Source organism: Streptomyces sp. NPDC055189 (genome assembly GCF_053606765.1).
Genome location: NZ_JBSGSG010000011.1, coordinates 121,245 through 143,617, shown reverse-complemented (window position 1 = coordinate 143,617; position 22,373 = coordinate 121,245). Strand labels below are relative to the sequence as shown.

20 protein-coding genes are annotated in these 22,373 nt (G+C 72.1%); 11 read left to right on the top strand and 9 right to left on the bottom strand.

Annotation, left to right across the window (positions count from 1 at the left end; translation table 11 throughout):
• Positions 1 to 22 precede the first annotated feature (22 nt).
• Positions 23 to 715 carry an HAD family hydrolase gene (locus ACWFR3_RS11295; protein WP_453734313.1) on the top strand — a complete coding sequence of 231 codons (693 nt, stop codon included), beginning with the start codon at positions 23 to 25 and terminating at the stop codon, positions 713 to 715.
• Here ACWFR3_RS11295 and ACWFR3_RS11290 read toward each other — a convergent pair.
• Together ACWFR3_RS11290 and ACWFR3_RS11285 are read right to left on the bottom strand one after the other, a co-directional pair.
• Positions 699 to 2,345 (bottom strand): AMP-binding protein, encoded by a 1,647-nt coding sequence (locus tag ACWFR3_RS11290; RefSeq protein ID WP_453734312.1) that lies wholly within the window; start codon positions 2,343 to 2,345, stop codon positions 699 to 701. The genes ACWFR3_RS11295 and ACWFR3_RS11290 overlap by 17 nt on opposite strands.
• A gap of 48 nt (positions 2,346 to 2,393) precedes the next feature.
• Entirely contained in the window at positions 2,394 to 3,020 is a 627-nt protein-coding gene (locus ACWFR3_RS11285; RefSeq protein ID WP_453734311.1) for a TetR/AcrR family transcriptional regulator, read from the bottom strand.
• A gap of 70 nt (positions 3,021 to 3,090) precedes the next feature.
• Between ACWFR3_RS11285 and ACWFR3_RS11280 the strand changes: the two genes are divergently transcribed.
• On the top strand, positions 3,091 to 6,324 hold the full coding sequence (locus ACWFR3_RS11280; protein ID WP_453734310.1) for a carboxyl transferase domain-containing protein: 3,234 nt from the start codon (positions 3,091 to 3,093) through the stop codon (positions 6,322 to 6,324).
• 18 nt (positions 6,325 to 6,342) lie between these two features.
• Here ACWFR3_RS11280 and ACWFR3_RS11275 read toward each other — a convergent pair whose 3' ends face one another.
• Positions 6,343 to 6,954 (bottom strand): hypothetical protein, encoded by a 612-nt coding sequence (locus ACWFR3_RS11275; protein WP_453734309.1) that lies wholly within the window; start codon positions 6,952 to 6,954, stop codon positions 6,343 to 6,345.
• Between the two features lie 332 nt (positions 6,955 to 7,286).
• Here ACWFR3_RS11275 and ACWFR3_RS11270 point away from each other — a divergent pair, with 332 nt between their 5' ends.
• Positions 7,287 to 7,778 (top strand): DNA-binding protein, encoded by a 492-nt coding sequence (locus ACWFR3_RS11270; protein WP_453734308.1) that lies wholly within the window; start codon positions 7,287 to 7,289, stop codon positions 7,776 to 7,778.
• A 6-nt stretch (positions 7,779 to 7,784) separates the two neighbouring features.
• Here the strand turns inward: ACWFR3_RS11270 and ACWFR3_RS11265 are convergent, their stop codons facing one another.
• The gene (locus tag ACWFR3_RS11265; protein ID WP_453734307.1) at positions 7,785 to 8,264 is read right to left on the bottom strand and encodes a GNAT family N-acetyltransferase; all 480 of its coding nucleotides are present in this window, start codon (positions 8,262 to 8,264) and stop codon (positions 7,785 to 7,787) included.
• Positions 8,265 to 8,281: 17 nt separating this feature from the next.
• Between ACWFR3_RS11265 and ACWFR3_RS11260 the strand changes: the two genes are divergently transcribed.
• Positions 8,282 to 9,067 (top strand): SGNH/GDSL hydrolase family protein, encoded by a 786-nt coding sequence (locus ACWFR3_RS11260; protein WP_453734306.1) that lies wholly within the window; start codon positions 8,282 to 8,284, stop codon positions 9,065 to 9,067.
• Positions 9,068 to 9,074: 7 nt separating this feature from the next.
• Here the strand turns inward: ACWFR3_RS11260 and ACWFR3_RS11255 are convergent, their stop codons facing one another.
• Entirely contained in the window at positions 9,075 to 9,446 is a 372-nt protein-coding gene (locus ACWFR3_RS11255; protein ID WP_453734305.1) for a hypothetical protein, read from the bottom strand.
• A gap of 86 nt (positions 9,447 to 9,532) precedes the next feature.
• On the bottom strand, positions 9,533 to 9,883 hold the full coding sequence (locus ACWFR3_RS11250) for a hypothetical protein (protein ID WP_453734304.1): 351 nt from the start codon (positions 9,881 to 9,883) through the stop codon (positions 9,533 to 9,535).
• 166 nt (positions 9,884 to 10,049) lie between these two features.
• Between ACWFR3_RS11250 and purB the strand changes: the two genes are divergently transcribed.
• Positions 10,050 to 11,492, top strand: a complete 1,443-nt coding sequence (gene purB / locus ACWFR3_RS11245; RefSeq protein ID WP_453734303.1) for an adenylosuccinate lyase — start codon at positions 10,050 to 10,052, stop codon at positions 11,490 to 11,492.
• Between the two features lie 3 nt (positions 11,493 to 11,495).
• Here purB and ACWFR3_RS11240 read toward each other — a convergent pair whose 3' ends face one another.
• A complete protein-coding gene (locus ACWFR3_RS11240; RefSeq protein ID WP_453734302.1) occupies positions 11,496 to 12,173 on the bottom strand; it encodes a DedA family protein in 678 nt (225 codons plus the stop codon).
• Between the two features lie 134 nt (positions 12,174 to 12,307).
• Between ACWFR3_RS11240 and ACWFR3_RS11235 the strand changes: the two genes are divergently transcribed.
• Together ACWFR3_RS11235 and ACWFR3_RS11230 are read left to right on the top strand one after the other, a co-directional pair.
• Complete coding sequence (locus tag ACWFR3_RS11235) at positions 12,308 to 13,444, top strand: sensor histidine kinase (RefSeq protein ID WP_453734301.1); 1,137 nt, start codon at positions 12,308 to 12,310, stop codon at positions 13,442 to 13,444.
• Positions 13,444 to 14,079: a response regulator gene (locus ACWFR3_RS11230; protein ID WP_453734357.1), complete on the top strand. Its 636-nt coding sequence runs from the start codon at positions 13,444 to 13,446 to the stop codon at positions 14,077 to 14,079. The genes ACWFR3_RS11235 and ACWFR3_RS11230 overlap by 1 nt, the downstream gene beginning before the upstream one ends.
• A gap of 18 nt (positions 14,080 to 14,097) precedes the next feature.
• On the opposite strand, the gene lysA is transcribed toward ACWFR3_RS11230, so the two are convergent.
• Entirely contained in the window at positions 14,098 to 15,438 is a 1,341-nt protein-coding gene (gene lysA, locus ACWFR3_RS11225; protein ID WP_453734300.1) for a diaminopimelate decarboxylase, read from the bottom strand.
• Between the two features lie 85 nt (positions 15,439 to 15,523).
• Positions 15,524 to 15,928, bottom strand: a complete 405-nt coding sequence (locus tag ACWFR3_RS11220) for an SAV_915 family protein (protein WP_453734299.1) — start codon at positions 15,926 to 15,928, stop codon at positions 15,524 to 15,526.
• 236 nt (positions 15,929 to 16,164) lie between these two features.
• Between ACWFR3_RS11220 and mutA the strand changes: the two genes are divergently transcribed.
• The 4 genes from mutA to ACWFR3_RS11200 all read left to right on the top strand — a co-directional run bounded on the left by mutA (position 16,165) and on the right by ACWFR3_RS11200 (position 22,368).
• The gene (mutA, locus tag ACWFR3_RS11215) at positions 16,165 to 18,015 is read left to right on the top strand and encodes a methylmalonyl-CoA mutase small subunit (RefSeq protein WP_453734298.1); all 1,851 of its coding nucleotides are present in this window, start codon (positions 16,165 to 16,167) and stop codon (positions 18,013 to 18,015) included.
• Entirely contained in the window at positions 18,015 to 20,216 is a 2,202-nt protein-coding gene (gene scpA / locus ACWFR3_RS11210; protein ID WP_453734297.1) for a methylmalonyl-CoA mutase, read from the top strand. The genes mutA and scpA overlap by 1 nt, the downstream gene beginning before the upstream one ends.
• 2 nt (positions 20,217 to 20,218) lie before the next feature.
• Complete coding sequence (gene meaB, locus ACWFR3_RS11205) at positions 20,219 to 21,211, top strand: methylmalonyl Co-A mutase-associated GTPase MeaB (RefSeq protein WP_453734296.1); 993 nt, start codon at positions 20,219 to 20,221, stop codon at positions 21,209 to 21,211.
• Between the two features lie 89 nt (positions 21,212 to 21,300).
• Positions 21,301 to 22,368 carry an enoyl-CoA hydratase/isomerase family protein gene (locus tag ACWFR3_RS11200; protein WP_453734295.1) on the top strand — a complete coding sequence of 356 codons (1,068 nt, stop codon included), beginning with the start codon at positions 21,301 to 21,303 and terminating at the stop codon, positions 22,366 to 22,368.
• The last annotated feature ends 5 nt before the right edge of the window (positions 22,369 to 22,373 follow it).

The following is a 22,373-nucleotide window of genomic DNA, read 5'->3' as shown; positions in this document are numbered from 1 at the left end:
GCGGGTTTGGCATGCTTGGGGCATGAGCGACCTCGGCGGCATCTCCGTCATCTTCGATCTCGACGGCACTCTCGTGGACAGCGAGCCGAACTACTACGGGGCGTCGCGCGAGCTGCTGGCCGAGCACGGCATCGAGTACACCTGGGCCGACAACGAGAGTTACGTCGGCATCGGCACCCAGGAAACGCTCGCCACGTGGAAGGACCGGTACGGCATCGGCGTACCGGTGGCCGAGCTTCTCACCGAGCTCGACCGGCGCTATCTCGCGCTTGCCCGCGCCGGCACCCACGTGTTCCCCGAGATGCGCAAGCTCGTGGAGCGGCTGCACGGAGCCGGTGTGCCGATGGCCGTGGCCTCCGGTTCGTCCCGTGCCGCCATCGACGCGATCCTCTCCGGCACCGGCCTCGACGCGTATCTGACCACGGTCGTCTCGGCGGACGAGGTCGCGCACGGCAAGCCCGCGCCCGACGTCTTCCTGGCCGCGGCCGCGCTCCTCGGCGCGGACCCGGCCCACTGCGTGGTCCTGGAGGACGCCGCTCCGGGGGCAACAGCGGCGCACGCGGCGGGCATGCGCTGCATCGCGATCCCCTACGTCACCGCCCACGCGGACGCACCGGCGTTCGCGTCGGCGGGACTGTTGCTGCGGGGCGGGCAGTCCGAGTTCACGGCGCAGGGTGCCTGGGACCATCTGGCCTCGCTCAGTCGGCAGGCGTAAGCCCCGCCGCCCGTTCCGCGAGCTCCGTCTTCTTGATCTTGCCTGTCGCGGTGAGCGGCAGTTCTTCGAGGAGTTCGATCGCCGGCACCTTGTACTTCGCCATCGTGCCTGCCGCCCAGGCACGCAGTTCCTGCGCCGTGAGCGCGCTGCCGGGAGCGGTGCGCACGTACGCGTAGGGGCGCTGGCCCGCCTCCGGGTCCGCGACGGCGACCACGGCCGCCGCCAGGACGTCGGGGTGCCGGGCGAGCAGGGTCTCGACCTCGGCGGGGAAGACGCTCATGCCCTTGACCTTGATCATGTCCTTGTCGCGGCCCAGGTAATAAAGGCAGCCGTCCTCGTCGAAGCGCCCGATGTCGCCGGTGTGCAGCCGGCCGCCGTCGCGCAGGGCCGCCGCCGTCGCCCCCGGAGCCCGCCAGTAGCGGGTCAGCACCGAAGGGCCGCTGACAGTGATCTCCCCCGGCTCCCCGATCGGCACCGGCTCGCCGGTCGCGAAGTCGACGATCAGGAAGTCCGTGCCGGGGACGGGCAGCCCGCAGAACGTCGCGTCGCCCGACAGGTCGTGATCGCCGTCCTGGAAGCCGCGCGTGTTCGTGTCGCTGGTGTGGGTCTCGGTCATGCCGTACGACGCCTCGCGCAGCACGCTGTCCGGGCCCACGGCCGCGCGCCAGCGGGCCCGCAGTTCCGGGGTCAGCTTGCGGATGAAGGACACGGTGAGCGGATCGGTCAGCGAACGCAGGTCGTGGCGCCCGAAGTCGGGGTGGGCGAGGAGTTCCAGGTAGTTCTCCACCGTCCCGGCCATCGTGGTCACCCGGTGCCGCGCGATCGCCGCCAGAACGGCGGCCGGATCCCAGCGGGGCAACAGCACACTGGTGCCGCCGGAGACGAGCGGGGCCAGGATGCCGAGGTTCTCCCCCGCTATCCAGAAGACGGGCAGGAAGCAGAGCGAGATGATGCCCTCGTCCGGCGGCAGGGGCCCGCGGCCGTTGTCGATGGCGGTGGCCGTGTAGACCATGTGACGCTGGGTGTGCTCACAGCCCTTGGGCATCCCGGTGGTGCCGCCGGTGTAGTTGAGGGCGGCGAGCGCGTCCAGGTCGCCGGCGATCCGTCCGAGCGGCGCATGTCCCACGGCCGCGCCCCAGGCCGCGCTGTCGTCGGCCACGAGCACGTCCCTCACGGCCGTACCCTCGCGTGCCTCGTCGAGCATGCCGGCCAGCGAACTGTGCGTGACGACGACCTCGGGCCCGGCGTCCCGCAGTTCATGGCCCAGCTCCGCCGCGCGGAACATCGGGTTGACCGGCACGTGCACCGCACCGGCCCGCAGCACGGCGAGCATCGCGATCACGAATTGCGGACAGTTGGGCAGCTGCACCCCCACCCGGTCACCGGCACGCACACCCCGCGCGTCCAGCCACCCCGCCAACCGGTCGCTCAGCAGGTCGAGTTGGCGGTACGAGATGACCTCGTCGCCGAAGACCAGTGCGGGCCTGTCGGGCGCGACCCCGGCCCAGTGCTCCACGTATCCGGGCACGGTGCGTGTCCCCGCGCGGTGCTCCGCCGTTTCCGGCTGACGCCCGCGCCGCGCCTTCTCCTGGCGGGCACGCAGGTCACGCAGCTGGTCTTCTATACGCATGGGGGCGGCTCCTCGGCGTGAGGCGGGGTGCTGGGTGCGGAGTGCGGGTCAGCGTGGCGGGTGGACTCCGAGCAGGTGCAGGAACATGGCGGTCACGTCGCGCACGGCCGTGTCGTACGTCTTGGGGTCGGCCGCCGTGAGCCGGGCGAACTGGATGCTCATGCCGCCCACCGCACGGGCCACGGCGAGCGGATCGGCGACCGGATCGGCCCTGCCCTCGGCCGCGAGCCGCCGGATGTAGCGGGCGGAGCGGTGGATCGGGCGCTCCTGGGTCTCCTCCCACAGGGCACGCACGTCGTCGTCGGTCTGTGCCTGCTGTTCGAGGAGACGCAGGAGCGGCAAGTGCCGTGCGTACGCGGCGATGAAGGCGGCGGTGGACGCCCCGACGACCTCGCGGGCGTCGTCCCGGTCGACGCCCGGCACGTCCTGTGCGGCCAGGAACGCGTCCCGCACCCGCACCGCCAGGACGCGGAAGATCTCCTCCTTGGACGCGAAGTACACATAGAAGCCCGCCCGCGAGACCTCCGCCTCTGCCGTGATGTCGGCGATGGTCGTCGCGCCGTAGCCGCGCCGGGCGAACACGGTCTCGGCGGCGTCGAGGAGCCGCCCGCGAGCCGGGGCGTCGCTGCGGTCGCGGGCGGTGCGGGTCGCCCAGGGCTGTTGGTTGCGTGCCACGCGGCGAGCTTATTGACGTTGACGCCAATGTCAATGAGAGTGGCGGCGCCGGATACTTCAGGAGGGCTTCATGGGTTCTGCCGCCGTGCTCGTCGCCAACCGCGGGGAGATAGCCGTCCGCGTCCTGCAGGCCGCCGCGGAGGCCGGACTGCGCACCGTCGCGGTGTACGCCGAGGACGACGCCGCCGCACGGCACGTCCAACTGGCCGACGAGGCACAGCCGTTGAACGGCACGGGCCCTGCCGCCTATCTGGACGCGGACGCGGTGCTCGCCGCGGCCCGGCGCTCCGGGTGCGAGATGGTGCACCCCGGATACGGCTTCCTGAGCGAGGACGCGGACTTCGCGGCGCGCTGCGCGGAAGCCGGGCTGCGGTTCGTGGGGCCGTCGCCCGAGGTGCTCGGCCTGTTCGGCGACAAGGCACGCGCGCGTGAGCTCGCCGTACGCCTGGGTGTGCCCGTCCTTGCGGGCACATCGGGGGCCACGAGTCTCGCCGGGGCCGCCGAGTTCCTGGCCGGGCTCGGCCCGTCGGGCTCGGTGATGGTGAAGGCCGTCGGAGGGGGCGGCGGGCGCGGCATGCGGGCCGTGCTGCACCCGGACGACCTGGCGGACGCCTGGGAGCGCTGCCGCTCGGAGGCATTGCAGGGCTTCGGGCGCGCCGAGCTGTACGTGGAGGAGCTCCTTGTCGGCGCCCGGCACATCGAGGTCCAGATCCTGGGCGACACGACCGGCGAGGTCACCCATCTCTGGGAGCGGGACTGCAGCGCCCAGCGCCGCCACCAGAAGCTCGTCGAGATCGCACCGGCGCCCGGACTCTCCCCGTCCATGAGGGAGAAGCTGGTGTCCGCGGCGCTCCTGATGGCCCGCGAGTGCGGCTACACGGGGCTCGGCACCTTCGAATTCCTGGTCACGGACGAGGAGTTCCACTTCATCGAGGCGAACCCGCGCCTCCAGGTGGAGCACACGGTCACCGAGGAGGTGACGGGCGTCGACCTGGTGGTGGCACAACTGCGCCTGGCCGCGGGCGATTCGCTCGCTTCGCTGGGCCTCGCGGGTCCGCCGACCGAGCCGCGCGGCTACGCGCTCCAGGCGCGCGTCAACGCCGAGACCCCGACCGCCGACGGCACCGCGCTCCCCTCCACGGGCACCCTCACCCGCTTCGACCTGCCGACGGGTCCCGGTGTGCGGGTGGACACCGCGGCGCGCAACGGCGCGGAGATCGGGGCGCGTTACGACTCGCTGCTCGCGAAGGTCATCACGCACGCGCCCCACGGGGACTTCGCTGCGGTCTGCGAACGTGCGTCCCGCGCGCTCGCGGACTTCGCCGTCGAGGGCGTACGCACCGGAATTCCGCTGCTCCGCGCGCTGCTCGCCCATCCGGGTTTCACCGCGGGCGGCGCGCACACCGGCTTCGTGGCCGAGCACGTCGCGGAGCTGCTGCCCGATGAGCCGCGACCGCAGCCGCAGCCGCTGCCTCTGCCGGTGCCGGGAGACGCGACGATCGCCGCCCCCATGACCGGGACGGTCGTCGCCGTCGACGTCACGGTGGGCGAACAAGTGGCGGCCGGGCAGCAGTTGCTCGTACTCGAAGCGATGAAGATGGAGCACGTCCTGCGCGCGGACGCCTCCGGCACCGTGACCGCCCTGCACGCGCGCGTGGGCGACACGACGGCGGAGGGCCACCCCTTGGTGACGGTGGACGCGTCGACGGCTGACGAAGCGGCCACGGCGCACACCGAGGAGGCCGTGGACCCGGACGCCGTCCGCCCCGACCTGGCCGAAACCCTGGCCCGGCACGCCTTCGGCCTGGACGAGCACCGCCCCGAATCCGTCGCCAAGCGTCACCGCATCGGGCGCCGCACCGCACGCGAGAACATCCGGGACCTGTGCGACGAGGGCACCTTCACGGAGTACGGCGCGCTCGCCATCGCCGCCCAGCGCCGCCGCCGCTCCCTGGACGACCTGATCGCCTCGACGCCCGCCGACGGCATGGTCACCGGCACGGGGCGGATCGACGGCGTGCGGTGCGTGGCGATGTCGTACGACTACACCGTGCTCGCCGGCACGCAGGGACTGCAGAACCACCGCAAGACGGACCGGATGCTCCAGCTTGCCGGGGAACGGCGGCTGCCCGTCGTGCTGTTCGCGGAGGGCGGCGGCGGGCGCCCCGGAGACACCGACACGACGTCCGTGGCCGGGCTCGACGTGACGACGTTCCACCAGATGGGCCGCCTGAGCGGGCAGGTGCCGCTGGTGGGCATCGCGTCGGGACGCTGCTTCGCGGGCAACGCGGCGCTGCTCGGCTGTTGCGACGTGGTCATCGCGACGCCGGAGGCGAGCATCGGGATGGGCGGCCCGGCGATGATCGAGGGCGGCGGTCTCGGCGTGTTCCGCCCCGAGGAGGTCGGCCCGCTGTCCGTCCAGGTGCCGAACGGCGTCGTGGACATCGCGGTGGCCGACGAGGCCGAGGCGGTGCGGGTGGCGCGCAAGTACCTCGCGTACTTCACGCACTCGCACGACCCGTACGACCCGTATGACTCATCCGGCTCACCCGACGACGGGGCGGGCCGGAGCTGGGAGGCGCCGGACCCGCGGCTGCTGCGGCACGCGGTCCCGGAGAACCGGCGCCGCGCCTACGACGTACGGGCCGCGATCGAGGGCATCGCCGACACGGACTCGGTCCTGGAACTGCGGGGCGGCTTCGGCGCCGGGATCATCACGGCGCTCGTACGCGTCGAGGGGCGGCCGATGGGGCTGCTCGCCAACAACCCCGGACACCTGGGCGGGGCGATCGACCGTGACGCGGCAGACAAGGCGGAACGCTTCCTGCGGCTGTGCGACGCGTTCGGCCTTCCGGTCGTCTCGCTCTGCGACACACCGGGCTTCATGGTGGGCCCGGACGCCGAACGGACCGCGACCGTACGGCACTTCTCGCGCCTCTTCGTGACCGGAGCCCAGCTTCGCGTGCCGCTGGTGAGCCTGGTGCTTCGCAAGGCGTACGGGCTCGGCGCGATGGCCATGATGGGCGGCTCCACGCGCGCGCCCGTGGCCACGGCGGCGTGGCCGAGCGGCGAGTTCGGCGGGATGGGGCTCGAGGGCGCCGTCCGTCTGGGCTACCGCAAGGAACTGGCCGCGATCGCCGATCCCGAAGAACGGCAGCGGGTTTTCGAGGGCCGGGTCGCCGAGCTGTACGAGCACGGCAAGGCGGTGAACGCCGCGGCGGCACTGGAGATCGACGCGGTCATCGACCCTGCGGAGTCGCGGAGTTGGATACTGGCGGCGCTGGAGGGTGCGGTCGGCCGGTGACCCGGTCGGCACGCCCGCTCAGTACATGATCCCCACGAGCCCGTCCCCCTGCTCCGCGCAGACGAGCCCGCCCGTGCAGCAGGCACCCCAGCTGCCGGATCCGGGCCCGAAGAGGGTCACCCGCTCCCAGTGCTCCGCGGTCGGTCTGGCCCGCGAGAGGCGCAGGCCCAGCTCGTCCACCGCCATCTCGGCGAGCGGCGGCGCGTCGGGCGCCGCTGCGGCGCCGGGCAGCACGGCGACGATCTCCGCGGCGGGATAGCCGAACAGGTCGATGTCGTCCCAGGCCACCGGAATCGCTTCCGGCCCGTCCTCCGTCCGGACCCGTGCCTGGATCTCCACGCGGGCCAGGCGTTCCGTGGCCCCCGGGCCGCCACCGCCGAATCCGACGACGACGCCGTCGAGTTCGGCGTCGAAGCTCCACTCGGGCTCGAAGAGGAGGCCGCCGAGCCAGGCGTCGTGCGCGTGCCGAAGCTCCGCGTACTGGCCCAGGGTCAGCCCCATGCACTGCCGGTGGTGCGTGACCCGGTCGGGCGGCAGCAGTTCCAGGATCTCGCCGGGAGTCATCCCGAACTTCAACAGTCCCGCGCCGCCCGGCAGTTCCACGCCGACTTCTCGCAACAACTCCAACATTGCACCATTGTTCACCCGTTGACCCAGGTGGCAAGGCTGTTGACGAGATCACCCAGAAACCGGCGGGCGGTCGGCGGTCAGGACTGGGGGCGGCTGCCGTGGTTGGCCGCGTGCTTACGGCGTGCCTTCTTCTTGCGGCGTCGTTTCGATGACATCGAATTCCCCTCTCACCAGGTTGACCACGAGTGGCATTTGTTCCGTTTTCTACGGTTCCACACCAGGACTCGACCGGCGACCGGACCCGACGGGACCCGATCGACCCCCGGCGAGAGCAAACAGATTGTTCACAATGAAACGTTGACAACGCGCCGTGCGGCATCGATGCTGATCTCATGTCCACGACTCCGCAGCAGCAGCCCGACGAGACCGACCCCTTCAGCCCCACGCACCCGGACCAGGTGCGCGCCGGTCGCGCTCCCGCGTCCCTCTTCCGCATCGCCGAACGGCACGCGCCCACCCCCGAACAACGCCACCGGCAGGTGCACGCCACGATCGTGCTGCCCCACGAGGCGGTACGGCTCGTGACGTTCCTGATGACCGGGGCCGCGGACCGCGCGGCGGACGAGCCGGAGGTGGACCAGGCGGACATCACCGCGGCACTGACACTCGTTCCGACGGCGCGCGCCGATATGGACGACGTGGAGGCGGCCCTGCTGAAGATGGCGCGTGGTCGCGGCATGACCTGGCCGGAGATCGCCTTCGGTCTCGGCCTCGGCACTCCGCAGGCGGCGAGGCAGCGCTACGAACGGCTGATCGGCCGTACGACGCCCGGCCCGGAAACCGACTCCCCGGCCGGCCCGGAAACCGACTCTCCGGCCGAGTAGGACGCTTCACTCCCCCGCATGCCGGAGCCACACATAGCTCACCGGCTGCGGGGCGTTCCACGCCGCGGCCAGAGCGGGGTCGACGGGCAGGAAGCCGGCACCGCGATAGCAGCGCAGGGCGGCGGCGTTCCCCGGATGTACGCGCATGAAGATCTCCGTGTACCCGACCCGCAGGGCAAGACCGGCAAGACCCCGCACCAGCCGCCGCCCGACGCCCCGCCCGCGGGCATCGGGCGCCACGATGATCCGGGCGAGTTCCGCCTCGTCCTCCTCCTCGTCGCACCACACCTCCCCGTAGCCGAGCAGCCGGGCCCCCTCGGCAAGCACCTGGCCACGCACGTCCCCGTCCAGTTGCCACCCGGCGACCACCCGCGCGGTCACGGGAAAGTCCCGGAGCCCGCACCACAGGGCCGCCTCGTCGGCGGAGGCGGGCCAGCCCGCCACGGTGACCGCGTCCGCCGCCACGGCGAAGGGCCGAAGCTCCATGTACGATCGCTCCCGCCATGCAGATGAATGCCAACTACACCAGTCTCGTCGCCGTCGGCGACTCCTTTACCGAGGGCATGTCGGACCTGCTGCCCGACGGCAGCTACCGCGGCTGGGCAGACCTGCTCGCCGCCCGGATGGCTGCCGTGTCCCCCGGTTTCCGGTACGCGAACCTCGCGGTGCGCGGGAAACTCATCAAGCAGATCGTCGACGAGCAGGTGGACGTCGCGGCCGCCATGCAGCCCGATGTGATCACCCTGGTGGGCGGCCTCAACGACACGCTGCGCCCCAAGTGCGACATGGTCCGCGTACGCGACCTCCTGGAGCAGGCGGTCGAACGCCTCGCCCCCGCCTGCAAGCAGCTGGTCCTGATGCACAGCCCGGGACGCAACGGCCCGGTGTTCCAGCGTTTCCGCCCGCGCATGGAAGAACTCTTCGTCCACATCGACGAGTTGGCGGCACGGCACGGCGCCACGGTCGTGGACCTGTACGGATCGGCCGTGCTCGGCGATCAGCGCATGTGGGACGTGGACCGGCTGCACCTGACCGCCGAGGGCCACCGCAGGGTCGCCGAAGCGGTGTGGCAGTCGCTCGGCCACGACCCCGAGGACGACTGGAATTCCCTGCTCCCGGACAGCGCCCCGCCGAACTGGGCGGCGCGCCGGGTCGCCGACGCCCGCTTCGCCAGGCAGCACCTGGTCCCGTGGATAGGCCGCCGCCTCACGGGCCGCTCCTCCGGGGACGGCCTCCCGGCCAAGCGTCCGGACCTGCTGCCGTACGAGTCCGGGGACCCGCGCGCGTAGGTACCCGCTACGTACTCTCCCTGGCCGTGTCGGCGAACCGGGCGAGGCCCTGCGCGAGCGCGTCCATGCCGCGGTCGAAGGCCTGCAGCTGCTCGGCGGTGACCGCGGACGGGCCGGTGCCCGCGCTCCACCGGGTGACGAGCAGCAGCGGCTCCGCGACCAGGTCCGTCGTGCGTACCGCCTGCCGGTAGACCCGCCGCGGCCCGGCCGGCATCAGTACCGCGTGCTTCGTGACGAGCTCGCGGTACCGGGCGTCGATGTCGGCGGCGCGGGCACGCGCGGTCGCGGCGTCCAGGGGCTCGTACAGATCGGCCGGGCCGGTCGGCCCCGGCCGGAAGTGCCGGCCGACGTCGACGAGCTCCATGCGGATCTGTGCCACCAGCGTGAGGTAGGCGAGGCACGCTTCCTGCCGCGCGGCACCCTGCCGGATCAGGCGTCACAGCCTAGGTCCGCCGTGCGCGCCGCCTACTCCTCGACCTCGTCCTCGAAGTGCAGCGCGATGGACTGCAATACGTCCGCCGACGTCACGTCGGTGCGCCCCTCGTCGTGGGCCTCGGCGAGCTGGGCGAAGGAAAAGGCGAAGGCCGAGGTGATCTGCTCGATGACGGGACTCAGTTCCCGGCCCACCACCTCGGCGACCTCGATGGGAGAGGCGTCCGCGGGGATTTCGATGCGCGGCAGCATCTCCTCGAGCATCGTGCCGACCGCGCCGCTGGGTTCGACCTCGCCGTCCGGGTTCTCCCGTACCTGTCGGCGCATCTCGATCGCCTCGGTCAGGATGCCGACGACTCTTTGGATGATCTCGCGCTGCTCCATGCGGTGAAGCCTAGACGTACGTGGATCACCAGGAGTTGCGGCACCGCCGGAGCCGGCACATGGACGGCACCCGGGCCGCGCCCTGGACGATGCTCCAATGCCCCGGGCCCTGCGGACTGTAGGGACGGTCAAAGGCCAGGTCGGGCGGCAGGTAAACTCCGTGCACGTGACTGCCGCGCCTGCAAAGCCCCGTATCCCGAACGTCCTCGCCGGGCGTTACGCCTCCGTCGAGCTCGCCACCCTCTGGTCGCCCGAGCAGAAGGTCAAGCTGGAGCGTCAGCTCTGGCTCGCCGTCCTGCGGGCACAGAAGGACCTGGGGATCGAGGTTCCGGACGCCGCCATCGCCGACTACGAGCGGGTCATCGACGACGTCGACCTCGCCTCGATCGCCGAGCGCGAGAAGGTCACGCGCCACGACGTGAAGGCCCGCATCGAGGAGTTCAACGCACTCGCCGGGCACGAGCAGGTCCACAAGGGCATGACCTCGCGCGACCTGACCGAGAACGTGGAGCAGCTGCAGGTCCGGCTCTCCCTGGAGCTCGTGCGCGACCGCACCGTCGCGGTCCTCGCGCGCCTCGGCAAGCTGTCGGGCGAGTACGCCGAGCTGGTCATGGCCGGGCGCTCGCACAACGTGGCCGCGCAGGCGACGACCCTTGGCAAGCGTTTCGCGACGACCGCCGACGAGCTGCTCGTCGCCTACCGCCGCGTCGACGACCTCCTTCGCCGCTACCCGCTGCGCGGCATCAAGGGCCCCGTCGGCACCGCGCAGGACATGCTCGACCTGCTGGGCGGCGACGCCGACAAGCTCACCGACCTGGAGCAGCGGATCGCCGGGCACCTCGGCTTCGACCGCGCGTTCACCTCGGTCGGCCAGGTCTACCCGCGCTCCCTGGACTACGAGGTCGTCACCGCCCTGGTGCAGCTCGCCTCGGGTCCCTCCTCGCTGGCCAAGACGATCCGTCTGATGGCCGGGCACGAGCTCGTCACCGAGGGCTTCAAGCCGGGCCAGGTCGGCTCGTCCGCGATGCCGCACAAGATGAACACCCGCTCCTGCGAGCGCGTCAACGGCCTCACCGTCATCCTGCGCGGCTACGCCTCGATGACCGGCGAGCTGGCGGGCGACCAGTGGAACGAGGGCGACGTCTCCTGCTCGGTGGTCCGCCGTGTCGCCCTGCCCGACGCGTTCTTCGCGCTCGACGGGCTCCTGGAGACCTTCCTGACGGTGCTCGACGAGTTCGGCGCCTTCCCGGCCGTCGTGGCGCGCGAGCTGGACCGCTACCTCCCCTTCCTCGCCACGACCAAGGTCCTGATGGCCTCGGTGCGTGCGGGTGTCGGCCGCGAGGAGGCCCACGAGGCGATCAAGGAGAACGCGGTCGCCTCCGCGCTCGCCATGCGCGAGCAGGGCGCCGAGCGCAACGAGCTCCTGGACAAGCTCGCCGCCGACTCCCGGATTCCCCTGGAGCGCGCCGAGCTCGACGAGCTCATGGCCGACAAGCTGTCCTTCACGGGCGCGGCGGGCGACCAGGTCGCCGCCGTCGTCGCACAGATCGAGGCGGTGCTCAAGGAGCACCCCGAGGCCGCGGCCTACACGCCGGGCGCCATTCTCTGAGCGCTACCGCGACGCACGGTGCTCGCCCTTGCCCGCCCTGCGCACCCGCAGCGCGACGAAGGTGAGCACCGCGAGCGCCACCACGGCGAGAACTCCCTTGGAGTACAGGCCCACCAGGTCGGTGACCTGGTGCCAGCGCGAGCCGAGCGCGTGGCCGATCAGGATGAAGACGGCGTTCCAGATGAGGCTGCCCGCGGTCGTCAGGGCGAGGAAGACGGGCAGCCCCATCCGCTCGACGCCCGCCGGCACCGAGATCATGCTCCGGAAGACCGGGATCATCCGGCCGAAGAAGACCGCCTTGGTGCCGTGCCGGGCGAACCACTCTTCCGTGCGCCGGATGTCGGACGCCTTCACGAGCGGGAGCCGCGCGGCGATGGCCAGGGTGCGGTCCCGGCCGAGCAGCGCGCCGACCGCGTAGAGCGCGAGCGCGCCGATCACGGAGCCCGCCGTGGTCCAGAACAGCGCCTCGACCAGGCTGAACTTGCCCTGGCTCGCGGCGAATCCGGCGAGCGGCAGGATCACCTCGCTGGGCAGCGGCGGGAACAGGTTCTCCAGGGCGATGGCCACTCCGGCGCCGACCGCGCCGAGCGTGTCCATGAGGTCGGTGGCCCAGCCCGCGATACCGCCGGTGGGCGGTTCGTCGGCGGCGGCGATGGCTTCGTACGCGGAGTTGAGGATCATGCACTGAACGGTAGGAAACGGCGGTGCGCGCCGGTATGAGGGGGGCCGCACAGGTCCTGTGCGGTGGGCCGCAGGGCAGCGTTGTGGTTTTCCGCAGTCCCCGCGTCCCGGCCGCTGGGCTAGCGTGGCCGATCATGCGTACGCATCTACAGCGCTGGCTCCGGGTGACGGTCGGCGTACTCGCCGGCGCCGTCACGGCGGTCGCCGAGCTCGCCTTCGCGCTGGTGGCAGGGCTCTGGCTGCTCGCCACGCTCGGGCGGCGCACCGGACGCGGCGCCGAGGCCCGCATCGTGGCCGGCGCCCGCAGGCTCGCCGAGCTTGAGCGGCGCCGTATGGCCGCCTTCTTCGGCACCGAACTCGCGGCGGCGCCGACCGGCCGCCCCGCCGTGAACTACATCGCCTCGCGCTGGTCCCTGGGCCTGCTCGGCGGGGTGGTGCTCGGCTGCGCGCTGCTCGGGGCGGGGTATGCCTCGCTGGCGGTGTGGGGGTGGTTCGTCGCCGACATCAGCTCCCCCGGCACCCTGATCCTCTCCTCGATCGCCGGGCTCTTCCTGCTCTACCTGTGCGTCCAGGGGACGTACGGCGTCGCGCTCGCGGACGAGCGGCACGCGCGCCGCTTCCTCGGCCCGAACGACGGGCAGCTCATGGAGCGCAGGATCGGCGAACTCGTCGCGAGCCGCGCCGGGGTCGTGGAGGCCGTGCACGACGAGCGGCGCCGCATCGAACGCGATCTGCACGACGGCGTCCAGCAGCGCATCGTCGCCCTCGGGATGCTCCTGGGCCGCGCCCGGCGCGCGGCCGACCCGGAGAAGTCGGCCCGTCTCCTGGCGCAGGCGCACGAGGAGACCCAGCAGGCCCTGGTCGAACTCCGGGACGTCGCCTGGCGGGTCTACCCCGCCGCCCTCGACGAGGGCGGGCTCGCAGCCGCCCTGGAGACCGTCGCCGAGCGTGCGGCGATCCCCGTACGACTCGACTGCGACCTGCACGAGACCCCTCCCCCGACGGCGCAGGCCGTGGCGTACTTCGTCGCCGCCGAAGCCGTCACCAACGCCGTCAAGCACTCCGGCGCCACCCTCGTCACCGTCCGTGCCGAGCAGCGAAATGCCGTGCTGCACCTGCGCGTAGAGGACGACGGGCGGGGCGGCGCCGATCCGTCCGGCGGCGGTCTGCTCGGGCTCACCCGGCGCGTGGCCGCCCTGGACGGCACCCTCACCGTAGCCAGCCCCGCCGGAGGGCCCACCCTCATCACCGCGGAGCTGCCATGCGCGTAATGCTCGCCGACGACTCGACGCTGCTGCGGGAGGGCCTGGCCCGGCTGCTCGCGGACGAGGGGCACACCGTCACGGCCTCGGTGGGTGACGCGCGGGAGCTGCTCGCCGCCGTGGCCGGGGATCCGCCGGACGCCGCCGTCATCGACGTACGCATGCCGCCCACGCACACCGACGAAGGGCTGCGGGCCGCGCTCGAGATCCGGGCGACATGGCCGCAGACGAGCGTCCTCGTGCTTTCGCAGTACGTCGAACGCCGTTACGCCACCGAGCTGTTGACCACCGCCACCGAGGGCGTCGGCTATCTGCTCAAGGACCGGGTCGTCCAGGTCGACGAGTTCCTGGACGCCCTGGAGCGGGTCGCTTCGGGCCAGACCGCCTTCGACCCCGAGGTCGTACGGCAGTTGCTGACCCTCAGCAGCCACACCGACCCACTCCAACGCCTGACCCCGCGGGAGCGCGAGGTGCTCGGCAAGATGGCGCAGGGGCACACCAACGCGGCGATCGCCGGGCAGTTGTACGTCTCGCAGAGCGCCGTCGAGAAGTACATCGCCGCGATCTTCGACAAGCTGGAACTGGCCGGTACGACCGGTTACAGCCGTCGTGTGCTCGCCGTCCTGCGCTATCTCGGGTCCTGACCGACAGCTGTCCCTGAGTTACAGGCCGACGTCCCGGCTGCGGAAGTCCTCCAGGGACTCGCGCCGCACCAGGAGCCGCGCGTGCCCGTCGGCCACGGCCACCACGGGCGGTCGCCCGACGAGGTTGTAGCCGGACGCCATGGAGAGGTGGTAGGCGCCCGCCACCGGCACGCCCAGGATGTCTCCCGGCCGTACGTCGCCCGGCAGTTCGATGTCGGAGGCGAGCACGTCGCCGGCCTCGCAGTGCCGCCCGACGACGGTAACCGGCGCGGCGGGGGTCGTGGAGTGCCTGCCGATCAGGCGCGGCGCGTACCGCACGCCGTACAGCGCGGGCCTCGGGTTGTCGCTCATCCCGCCGTCCACGGCGACGAAGGTGCGTCCGCCGGTCCGTTTGACGGCGAGCACGTGGTAGAGGGCCACTCCGGCGGGGCCCGCGATGGCGCGGCCCGGTTCGATGAGCAGCTTGGGCACCGTGAGTCCGGCCGCCGCGCAGCTCTCCGTCAGCGCGGCGCGCACCTTGCGGGCGAGCGCGGTGATGTCCAGGGCCGCCTCGCCGGGGCGGTAGGCGATGCCGTGGCCGCCGCCGAGGTCCAGTTCGGGCAGGGTGACGCCGTGCTGGTCCTTGATGCGGGCCATCAGGCCGACCAGTCGGCGTACGGCGGCGAGGAACGGCTTCTCGGTGCTGATCTGCGAGCCCAAGTGGCAGTGCAGGCCGGTCAGTTCGAGGCCGGGCTGGCCGATGATGCGGGCGATGGCGTGCTGCGCGGAGCCGTCGGTGATCGACAGGCCGAACTTCTGGTCGTCGGTCCCGGTACGGATCTTCGCGTGGCCGCCCGCCGCGATGCCGGGCACCACCCGGACCATCACCTTCTGGCGGCTGCCCGGCGGGACGGCCGCCGCAAGCCGGGCGATCTCGGACGCGCTGTCGATGACGATGCGCCCGACGCCGAGCCGCAGCGCGGCGTTCAGGTCGTGCGGGCTCTTGGCGTTGCCGTGCAGCACGATGCGCTCGGCGGGGAAGCCCGTGGTCACCGCGAGTTCCAGCTCGCCCGCCGAACAGACGTCGAGCCCGAGCCCTTCCTCCGCGACCCAGTGGGCCATCGCGCGGCACAGGAAGGCCTTGGCGGCGTAATGCACCTCCGCGTCGGGAAAGGCGTGCAGGTAGGTGCGGCAGCGTGTGCGTACGTCGTCCTCGTCGATGAGGTAGGCCGGGGTGCCGAAGCGCTCGGCGATCTCGGTGAGCGGTACGCCGCCGACGGCGAGGTCGCCGTGGGCGAGTCGCGCGGTGGTCGCGGGCCAGACCGACAGGTCGTCGTCGGCGGTGGCGGCCGGGGTCAGGGGTTCGTGCAGGGTGGTCATGGCAGGTTCTCTCTTCGCCTCGTCCTGTTCCGCGTCTGCTTCTGCTTCTGCGCCTGCTTCTGGTTCGGCTGCGGCTTCCGTGTCCTCAGCCGATCCAGGCGGTCAGGGCGCCGACCACTGCGGCGGCCCCGGTCACCCGCAGCGCGCCGACCGCGTTGCGGTCCCACTCGCGCCAGGCGGGGACGCGCCGCTCCGGTGCGGCGACGGGGTGGGCCGCGAGCCGCGGGTCGACGGTGACCTCGCGGACGCCGAGCGGCTCGGTGAGCGCCCGCAGCGCGGGCTCCGAGAGCCTGATCCAGGCCTGGCGGGCGCCGAGGGCCGCGCTCAGCCGCTGAGGGGTGGTGAAGGCGACGGCGGTACGGGCGCCGACGGGGGTGCGGAACAGGCGGGCGACGCAGCCCGCGGGTCCCGGCCGGACGGGGACGAAGAGCGGTCCGGCCGGGCCGGGTTCACAGGGCTCGGGGTCCTCGCCGCACTGGGGCTCTGCCATGGGGTTCTCCTCCTTGAGCGTGCGTCCTGCTCGGTCTGTACCGAAGCTATGCCCGGCCCCGAGTGCCGCCCGCCCTCCATGACGGGACGTTGACGGCGGTGGGACCCGCGTTGACGTGGGCTTGACGGGCCCGACGTAGCCGCCCGCTCTTTTGAGATCAATAGCGTTCGGAAGAGGCCAAGGTCACAGCCCTGTACGGCACCCAGTGCCAGGGGTTGCGCCCTAGCATCATGCGCATGACGGTCCTGCCTGACGACGGGCTTTCCCTGGCCGCCGAGTTCCCTGATGCGACCCATGAGCAGTGGCAGCGCCTGGTGGAAGGCGTGCTGCGCAAATCGGGTAAGGATGTATCGGGGCCGGCCGCCGAGGAAGCGCTGTCCACCGCACTCGAGGACGGGCTCAGCACCCGCCCGCTGTACACCTCCAGGGAAGCCGCGCCCGACGCCGGTTATCCGGGTTTCGCCCCCTTTGTCAGGGGCGGCACCGCCGCGGGCAGCGCCGCGGCCGGCTGGGACGTACGGCAGCGGCATGCGACCACGGATCCCGCCGGTACGAACGAGACCGTGCTCGCGGACTTGGAGAACGGCGTCACCTCGCTGTGGCTCGGCGTCGGCCCCGGCGCGCTCCCGGTCGCCGGCATCGAGCGTGCCCTGGACGGCGTCTTCCTCGACCTGGCGCCCCTCGCCCTGGACGCGGGCAGCGAAGTCGGCCCCGCGGCACGTGAGTTGTTCCGGCTCTACGAGGAGCGGGGTATCCCGAAGGACGCGGCGCGCGGCACCCTCGGCGCCGATCCCCTGGGCCACGAGGCCCGCACCGGCGAGCGGCTCGACCCCGCCGACGCGATCGATCTTGCCCGGCTGTGCGGCCAGGAGTACCCGAACCTGCGCGCGCTGGCCGTCGACGCCCTGCCGTACCACGAGGCGGGCGGCTCGGCGGCGCAGGAGCTCGGCGCATCGCTCGCCACTGCCGTCGCCTATCTGCGCGAGCTGACCGGGGCCGGGCTCACGGTCGAGGCGGCCTGCGCCCAGCTGGAGTTCCGGTACGCGGCCACCGCCGACCAGTTCCTGACCATCGCCAAGCTGCGGGCGGCGCGGCGGCTCTGGGCCCGCGTGGCCGAGGTCTGCGGCGCGCCGGACGCGGGGGCACAGCGCCAGCACGCCGTGACCTCGCCGGTGATGATGTCGCGCCGCGATCCGTGGGTGAACATGCTGCGCACGACGGTGGCCTGCCTCGGTGCGGGCGTCGGCGGCGCGGACTCGGTGACCGTCCTGCCCTTCGACCACTCGCTCGGCCTGCCGGACGCGTTCGCGCGCCGCATCGCCCGCAACACCTCGACGATCCTCCTGGAGGAGTCGCACCTCGCCCGGGTGATCGACCCGGCGGGCGGCTCCTGGTACGTGGAGCGCCTCACGGACGAACTCGCCCACGCGGGCTGGGAGTTCTTCCAGGAGATCGAGCGCGCGGGCGGCCAGGCGGCGGCCCTGCGCTCCGGCCTGATCGGTGAACGCCTCGCCGCCACCTGGGCCAAGCGCAGCGAGAAGCTGGCCAAACGGCGCGAACCGATCACCGGGGTCAGTGAGTTCCCGAACCTGACGGAGCGTCCCGTCGAGCGCGTGGCTCCGCCCGCCGAGGCGACGGGCGGCCTGCCGCGCGTCCGCCGCGACGAGGCGTACGAGGCCCTGCGCGCGCGCTCGGACGCCCACCTCGCAGCGACGCAGGCCCGCCCCCGGGTGTTCCTGGCCGCGCTGGGCCCCGCCGCCGCGCACACCGCGCGGGCCTCCTTCGCCTCGAACCTCTTCCAGGCGGGCGGCATCGAGGCCGTCCACGACCCGGTGTCGGTGGACGCGACGACCGCCGCCGACGCGTTCAAGGCCAGCGGTGCCACGGTGGCGTGCCTGTGCTCCAGCGACGCGCTCTACGAGGAGCGGGCCGCCGAGGTCGCCGACGCGCTCAAGGCGGCGGGCGCGCGGCGGGTGTTCCTCGCGGGGCGGCCCGCCGAGTACGCCTCCGTCGACGCGTACGTCTTCGCGGGCTGCGACGCCGTGTCCGTGCTCTCCTCCACCCTCGACCACATGGGAGTGGCGTAATGGCGATCCCCGACTTCTCCGGCGTCGGCCTGACGTCCGATGCCACCCCTGAAGTTGCCAAGGACCAGTGGCGCAGCGCCGTCAAGGAGTCCACCGGCAAGGCCGACGACGACCTGCTGTGGGAGACCCCGGAGGGCATCGCGGTCAAGCCGCTCTACACGGGCGCCGACCTCGAAGGCCTCGACTTCCTGGAGACGTACCCGGGTGTCGCGCCCTACCTGCGCGGCCCCTACCCGACGATGTACGTCAACCAGCCCTGGACGATCCGGCAGTACGCGGGCTTCTCCACCGCCGAGGAGTCCAACGCCTTCTACCGCCGCAACCTCGCGGCCGGCCAGAAGGGCCTCTCGGTCGCCTTCGACCTGCCCACGCACCGCGGCTACGACAGTGACCACCCGCGGGTGACGGGCGACGTCGGCATGGCGGGCGTCGCGATCGACTCGATCTACGACATGCGTCAGCTCTTCGACGGCATCCCGCTGGACAAGATGACCGTGTCGATGACGATGAACGGTGCGGTGCTCCCCGTACTCGCGCTGTACATCGTGGCCGCCGAGGAGCAGGGCGTACCGCCCGAGAAGCTGGCCGGGACCATCCAGAACGACATTCTCAAAGAGTTCATGGTCCGCAACACCTATATCTATCCGCCCAAGCCCTCGATGCGGATCATCTCCGACATCTTCGCGTACACCTCGCAGAAGATGCCGCGCTACAACTCCATCTCGATCTCCGGGTATCACATCCAGGAGGCGGGCGCGACGGCCGACCTGGAGCTCGCGTACACCCTCGCCGACGGCGTGGAGTACCTGCGGGCCGGTCAGGAAGCGGGCCTGGACGTCGACGCGTTCGCGCCGCGGCTCTCCTTCTTCTGGGCGATCGGCATGAACTTCTTCATGGAGGTCGCCAAGCTCCGCGCGGCGCGCCTGCTGTGGGCGAAGCTGGTCAAGCAGTTCGACCCGAAGAATCCCAAGTCGCTCTCCCTGCGCACCCATTCACAGACCTCGGGCTGGTCGCTCACCGCGCAGGACGTGTTCAACAACGTCACGCGTACGTGCGTCGAGGCGATGGCGGCCACGCAGGGCCACACCCAGTCGCTGCACACGAACGCCCTCGACGAGGCGCTCGCCCTGCCCACCGACTTCTCCGCGCGCATCGCCCGCAACACCCAGCTGCTCATCCAGCAGGAGTCGGGCACGACGCGCACGATCGACCCGTGGGGCGGCAGCGCGTACGTCGAGAAGCTGACGCACGACCTGGCGCGGCGCGCCTGGCAGCACATCGAGGAGGTCGAGGCGGCGGGCGGCATGGCGCAGGCCATCGACGCGGGCATCCCGAAGCTGCGCGTCGAGGAGGCCGCGGCCCGTACGCAGGCGCGCATCGACTCGGGACGCCAGCCCGTCATCGGCGTCAACAAGTACCGCGTGGAGACCGACGAGCAGATCGACGTTCTCAAGGTCGACAACTCCTCCGTACGCAGCCAGCAGATCGCCAAGCTGAAGCGGCTGCGCGAGGAGCGCGACGAGGCGGCCTGCCAGGACGCGCTGCGGGCGCTGACGGCGGCGGCCGGGAGCGACCCCGGCCCGGGCCTTGAGGGCAATCTCCTCGCGCTCGCCGTGGACGCGGCCCGCGCCAAGGCGACGGTCGGCGAGATCTCCGACGCCCTGGAGACCTCGTACGGGCGGCACGCGGGACAGATCCGTACGATCTCTGGTGTGTACCGCACCGAAGCAGGCTCGTCCCCGTCCGTGGAACGCACCCGCACGCTCGTGTCGTCCTTCGAGGAGGCCGAGGGGCGCCGGCCGCGCATCCTGGTCGCCAAGATGGGCCAGGACGGCCACGACCGCGGCCAGAAGGTCATCGCCACCGCCTTCGCCGACCTCGGCTTCGACGTCGACGTCGGCCCGCTGTTCCAGACCCCGGCGGAGGTCGCGCGCCAGGCGGTCGAGGCGGACGTGCACATCGTCGGCGTCTCGTCGCTCGCCGCCGGGCACCTCACCCTCGTACCGGCGCTGCGTGCGGAGCTGGCCGCCGAGGGCCGCGAGGACATCATGATCGTCGTGGGCGGCGTGATCCCGCCGCAGGACGTGCCGACCTTGCTGGAGATGGGCGCCGCCGCCGTGTTCCCGCCCGGCACGGTGATCCCGGACGCCGCGTACGACCTGGTGAAGCGGCTGGCGGCCGACCTCGGCCACGAGCTGTGAGCATGGCGGCGCCGCGGATCGACATCGACGCGTACGTCAAGGGCGTGCTCGACGGGAAGCGGGCGCAGATCGCACGCGCGATCACGCTCGTCGAGTCGACACGTCCCCAGCACCGGGCCCTGGCACAGGAGTTGCTGACGCAGCTGCTTCCCCACAGCGGGCGGGCGCGGCGGATCGGCATCAGCGGGGTGCCCGGCGTGGGCAAGTCCACGTTCATCGACGCGCTCGGCACGATGCTGACCGGGCTCGGGCACCGGGTAGCGGTGCTCGCCGTCGACCCTTCCTCCACCCGGACGGGCGGCTCGATCCTCGGCGACAAGACGAGGATGGAACGCCTGGCGGTGGACCCGGCGGCGTTCGTGCGTCCGTCGCCCACCGCGGGGACGCTCGGCGGGGTCGCGAAGGCGACGCGCGAGTCGATCGTGGTGATGGAGGCGGCAGGCTACGACGTGGTGCTCGTGGAGACCGTGGGCGTGGGCCAGTCGGAGACGGCGGTCGCGAACATGGTCGACTCGTTCCTGCTGCTCAGCCTGGCCCGCACCGGCGACCAGCTGCAGGGCATCAAGAAGGGCGTCCTGGAACTCGCGGACGTCCTGGCCATCAACAAGGCGGACGGCCCGCACGAGCGTGACGCGCGCTCGGCGGCGCGGGAACTGGCGGGCGCCCTGCGGCTCATGCACCCTGCCGACGCCGCCTGGACGCCGCCGGTGCTCAGCTGCAGCGCGCGGGAGTCCAGCGGCCTCGACGAGGTCTGGGACCGCCTGGAACAGCACCGCTCGCTTCTGGACTCCACTGGGCGCCTCGCCGCCAAGCGGCGGGACCAGCAGGTCGACTGGACGTGGACGATGGTGCGGGACGAGCTTCTGGACCGGCTGCGGGGTCACGGGGCCGTACGCGAGCTGGCTCCCGGCCTTGAGCAGCAGGTGCGGGAGGGCACGTTGACGGCGACGCTGGCGGCGGAGCGGATTCTGGGGGCGTTTCAGGGGGACGGCTAGGGGGTTTCCTACGCCGAGGATGCGATGCGGGGTAATCGGGCGGGTGGGCGGGAAACATCCGCCGCGAAGCGGCGGTCTAGATTTAACCCATGACCACAGCAGCGCCCGACGAGGCCCCCGTCCTCCTGCACCAGGAGGGCCGCACAGGCCACATCACGCTCAACCGCCCCCGGGCGATCAACGCGTTGAACCACGCCATGGTCCGCTTGATGGACGAGGCCCTCTCCGCCTGGGAGAAGGCGGACGACATCACCACGGTCCTCCTCACCGGCAAAGGCGCCCGCGGACTCTGCGCGGGAGGCGACATCCGCTCCATCCACGACGACATCCGCGCGGGCGGCGGCGCCGCCTCCACGGCCTTCTGGCGTGACGAGTACCGGCTCAACGCCCGCATCGCCCGCTTCCCGAAGCCGTACGTCGCCGTCATGGACGGCATCGTGATGGGCGGCGGAGTCGGCGTATCGGCGCACGGCAGCGTGCGGATCGTCACCGAGCGCTCCCGGATCGCCATGCCGGAGACGGGGATCGGCTTCGTACCGGACGTCGGCGGTACGTATCTGCTGACGCGGACGCCCGGCGAACTGGGCACTCACCTCGCGCTGACCGGCACGGCGGTCGGAGCGGGCGACGCCCTGCTGTGCGGCCTCGCCGACCACTTCGTACCGTCCGAGCGGCTGCCGGAGTTCACCGCGGCGCTGGCCGGCGCCGACGTGAGCGAGGTCGTCGCGCGGTACGCCACCACCGCGCCCGCGGGCGAACTCGCCGCCCACCGCGAGTGGATCGACGCCTGCTACTCCGCCGACTCCGTGGAGGAGATCGTGGACCGGCTGTACGACTCCGGCGAACGGGCGGCGAAGGAGGCGGCGGAGACCGTCCTCGGCAAGTCGCCGACCTCCCTGAAGGTCACGCTCGCCGCCCTGCGCCGGGCCCGCTCCCTCGCCTCGCTGGAGGAAGTGCTCGACCAGGAGTACCGCGTATCGGCCACCGCGATCACCGCACCGGACATGGTCGAGGGCATCCGTGCCCGGGTGGTCGACAAGGACCGCGATCCGCACTGGTCCCCCGCCGAGCTCTCGCAGGTGACCGACGCGGACGTTGCCCGGCACTTCACGCCGCGCGAAGGCGACGAGCTCGGTCTCGCCGCCGGCAGGGGCTGACCCGC

What these genes read in the sequence shown, in the direction of transcription:
- meaB (WP_453734296.1), top strand. Translation starts at nt 20,219, where the DNA reads ATGGCGGCGCCGCGGATCGACATCGACGCGTACGTCAAGGGCGTGCTC.
- ACWFR3_RS11295 (WP_453734313.1), top strand. Translation starts at nt 23, where the DNA reads ATGAGCGACCTCGGCGGCATCTCCGTCATCTTCGATCTCGACGGCACT.
- ACWFR3_RS11235 (WP_453734301.1), top strand. Translation starts at nt 12,308, where the DNA reads ATGCGTACGCATCTACAGCGCTGGCTCCGGGTGACGGTCGGCGTACTC.
- ACWFR3_RS11250 (WP_453734304.1), bottom strand. Translation starts at nt 9,883, where the DNA reads ATGGAGCAGCGCGAGATCATCCAAAGAGTCGTCGGCATCCTGACCGAG.
- ACWFR3_RS11240 (WP_453734302.1), bottom strand. Translation starts at nt 12,173, where the DNA reads ATGATCCTCAACTCCGCGTACGAAGCCATCGCCGCCGCCGACGAACCG.
- ACWFR3_RS11280 (WP_453734310.1), top strand. Translation starts at nt 3,091, where the DNA reads ATGGGTTCTGCCGCCGTGCTCGTCGCCAACCGCGGGGAGATAGCCGTC.
- ACWFR3_RS11260 (WP_453734306.1), top strand. Translation starts at nt 8,282, where the DNA reads ATGCAGATGAATGCCAACTACACCAGTCTCGTCGCCGTCGGCGACTCC.
- ACWFR3_RS11220 (WP_453734299.1), bottom strand. Translation starts at nt 15,928, where the DNA reads ATGGCAGAGCCCCAGTGCGGCGAGGACCCCGAGCCCTGTGAACCCGGC.
- mutA (WP_453734298.1), top strand. Translation starts at nt 16,165, where the DNA reads ATGACGGTCCTGCCTGACGACGGGCTTTCCCTGGCCGCCGAGTTCCCT.
- ACWFR3_RS11230 (WP_453734357.1), top strand. Translation starts at nt 13,444, where the DNA reads ATGCTCGCCGACGACTCGACGCTGCTGCGGGAGGGCCTGGCCCGGCTG.
- ACWFR3_RS11265 (WP_453734307.1), bottom strand. Translation starts at nt 8,264, where the DNA reads ATGGAGCTTCGGCCCTTCGCCGTGGCGGCGGACGCGGTCACCGTGGCG.
- scpA (WP_453734297.1), top strand. Translation starts at nt 18,015, where the DNA reads ATGGCGATCCCCGACTTCTCCGGCGTCGGCCTGACGTCCGATGCCACC.
- lysA (WP_453734300.1), bottom strand. Translation starts at nt 15,438, where the DNA reads ATGACCACCCTGCACGAACCCCTGACCCCGGCCGCCACCGCCGACGAC.
- ACWFR3_RS11290 (WP_453734312.1), bottom strand. Translation starts at nt 2,345, where the DNA reads ATGCGTATAGAAGACCAGCTGCGTGACCTGCGTGCCCGCCAGGAGAAG.
- ACWFR3_RS11200 (WP_453734295.1), top strand. Translation starts at nt 21,301, where the DNA reads ATGACCACAGCAGCGCCCGACGAGGCCCCCGTCCTCCTGCACCAGGAG.
- ACWFR3_RS11270 (WP_453734308.1), top strand. Translation starts at nt 7,287, where the DNA reads ATGTCCACGACTCCGCAGCAGCAGCCCGACGAGACCGACCCCTTCAGC.
- ACWFR3_RS11275 (WP_453734309.1), bottom strand. Translation starts at nt 6,954, where the DNA reads ATGTTGGAGTTGTTGCGAGAAGTCGGCGTGGAACTGCCGGGCGGCGCG.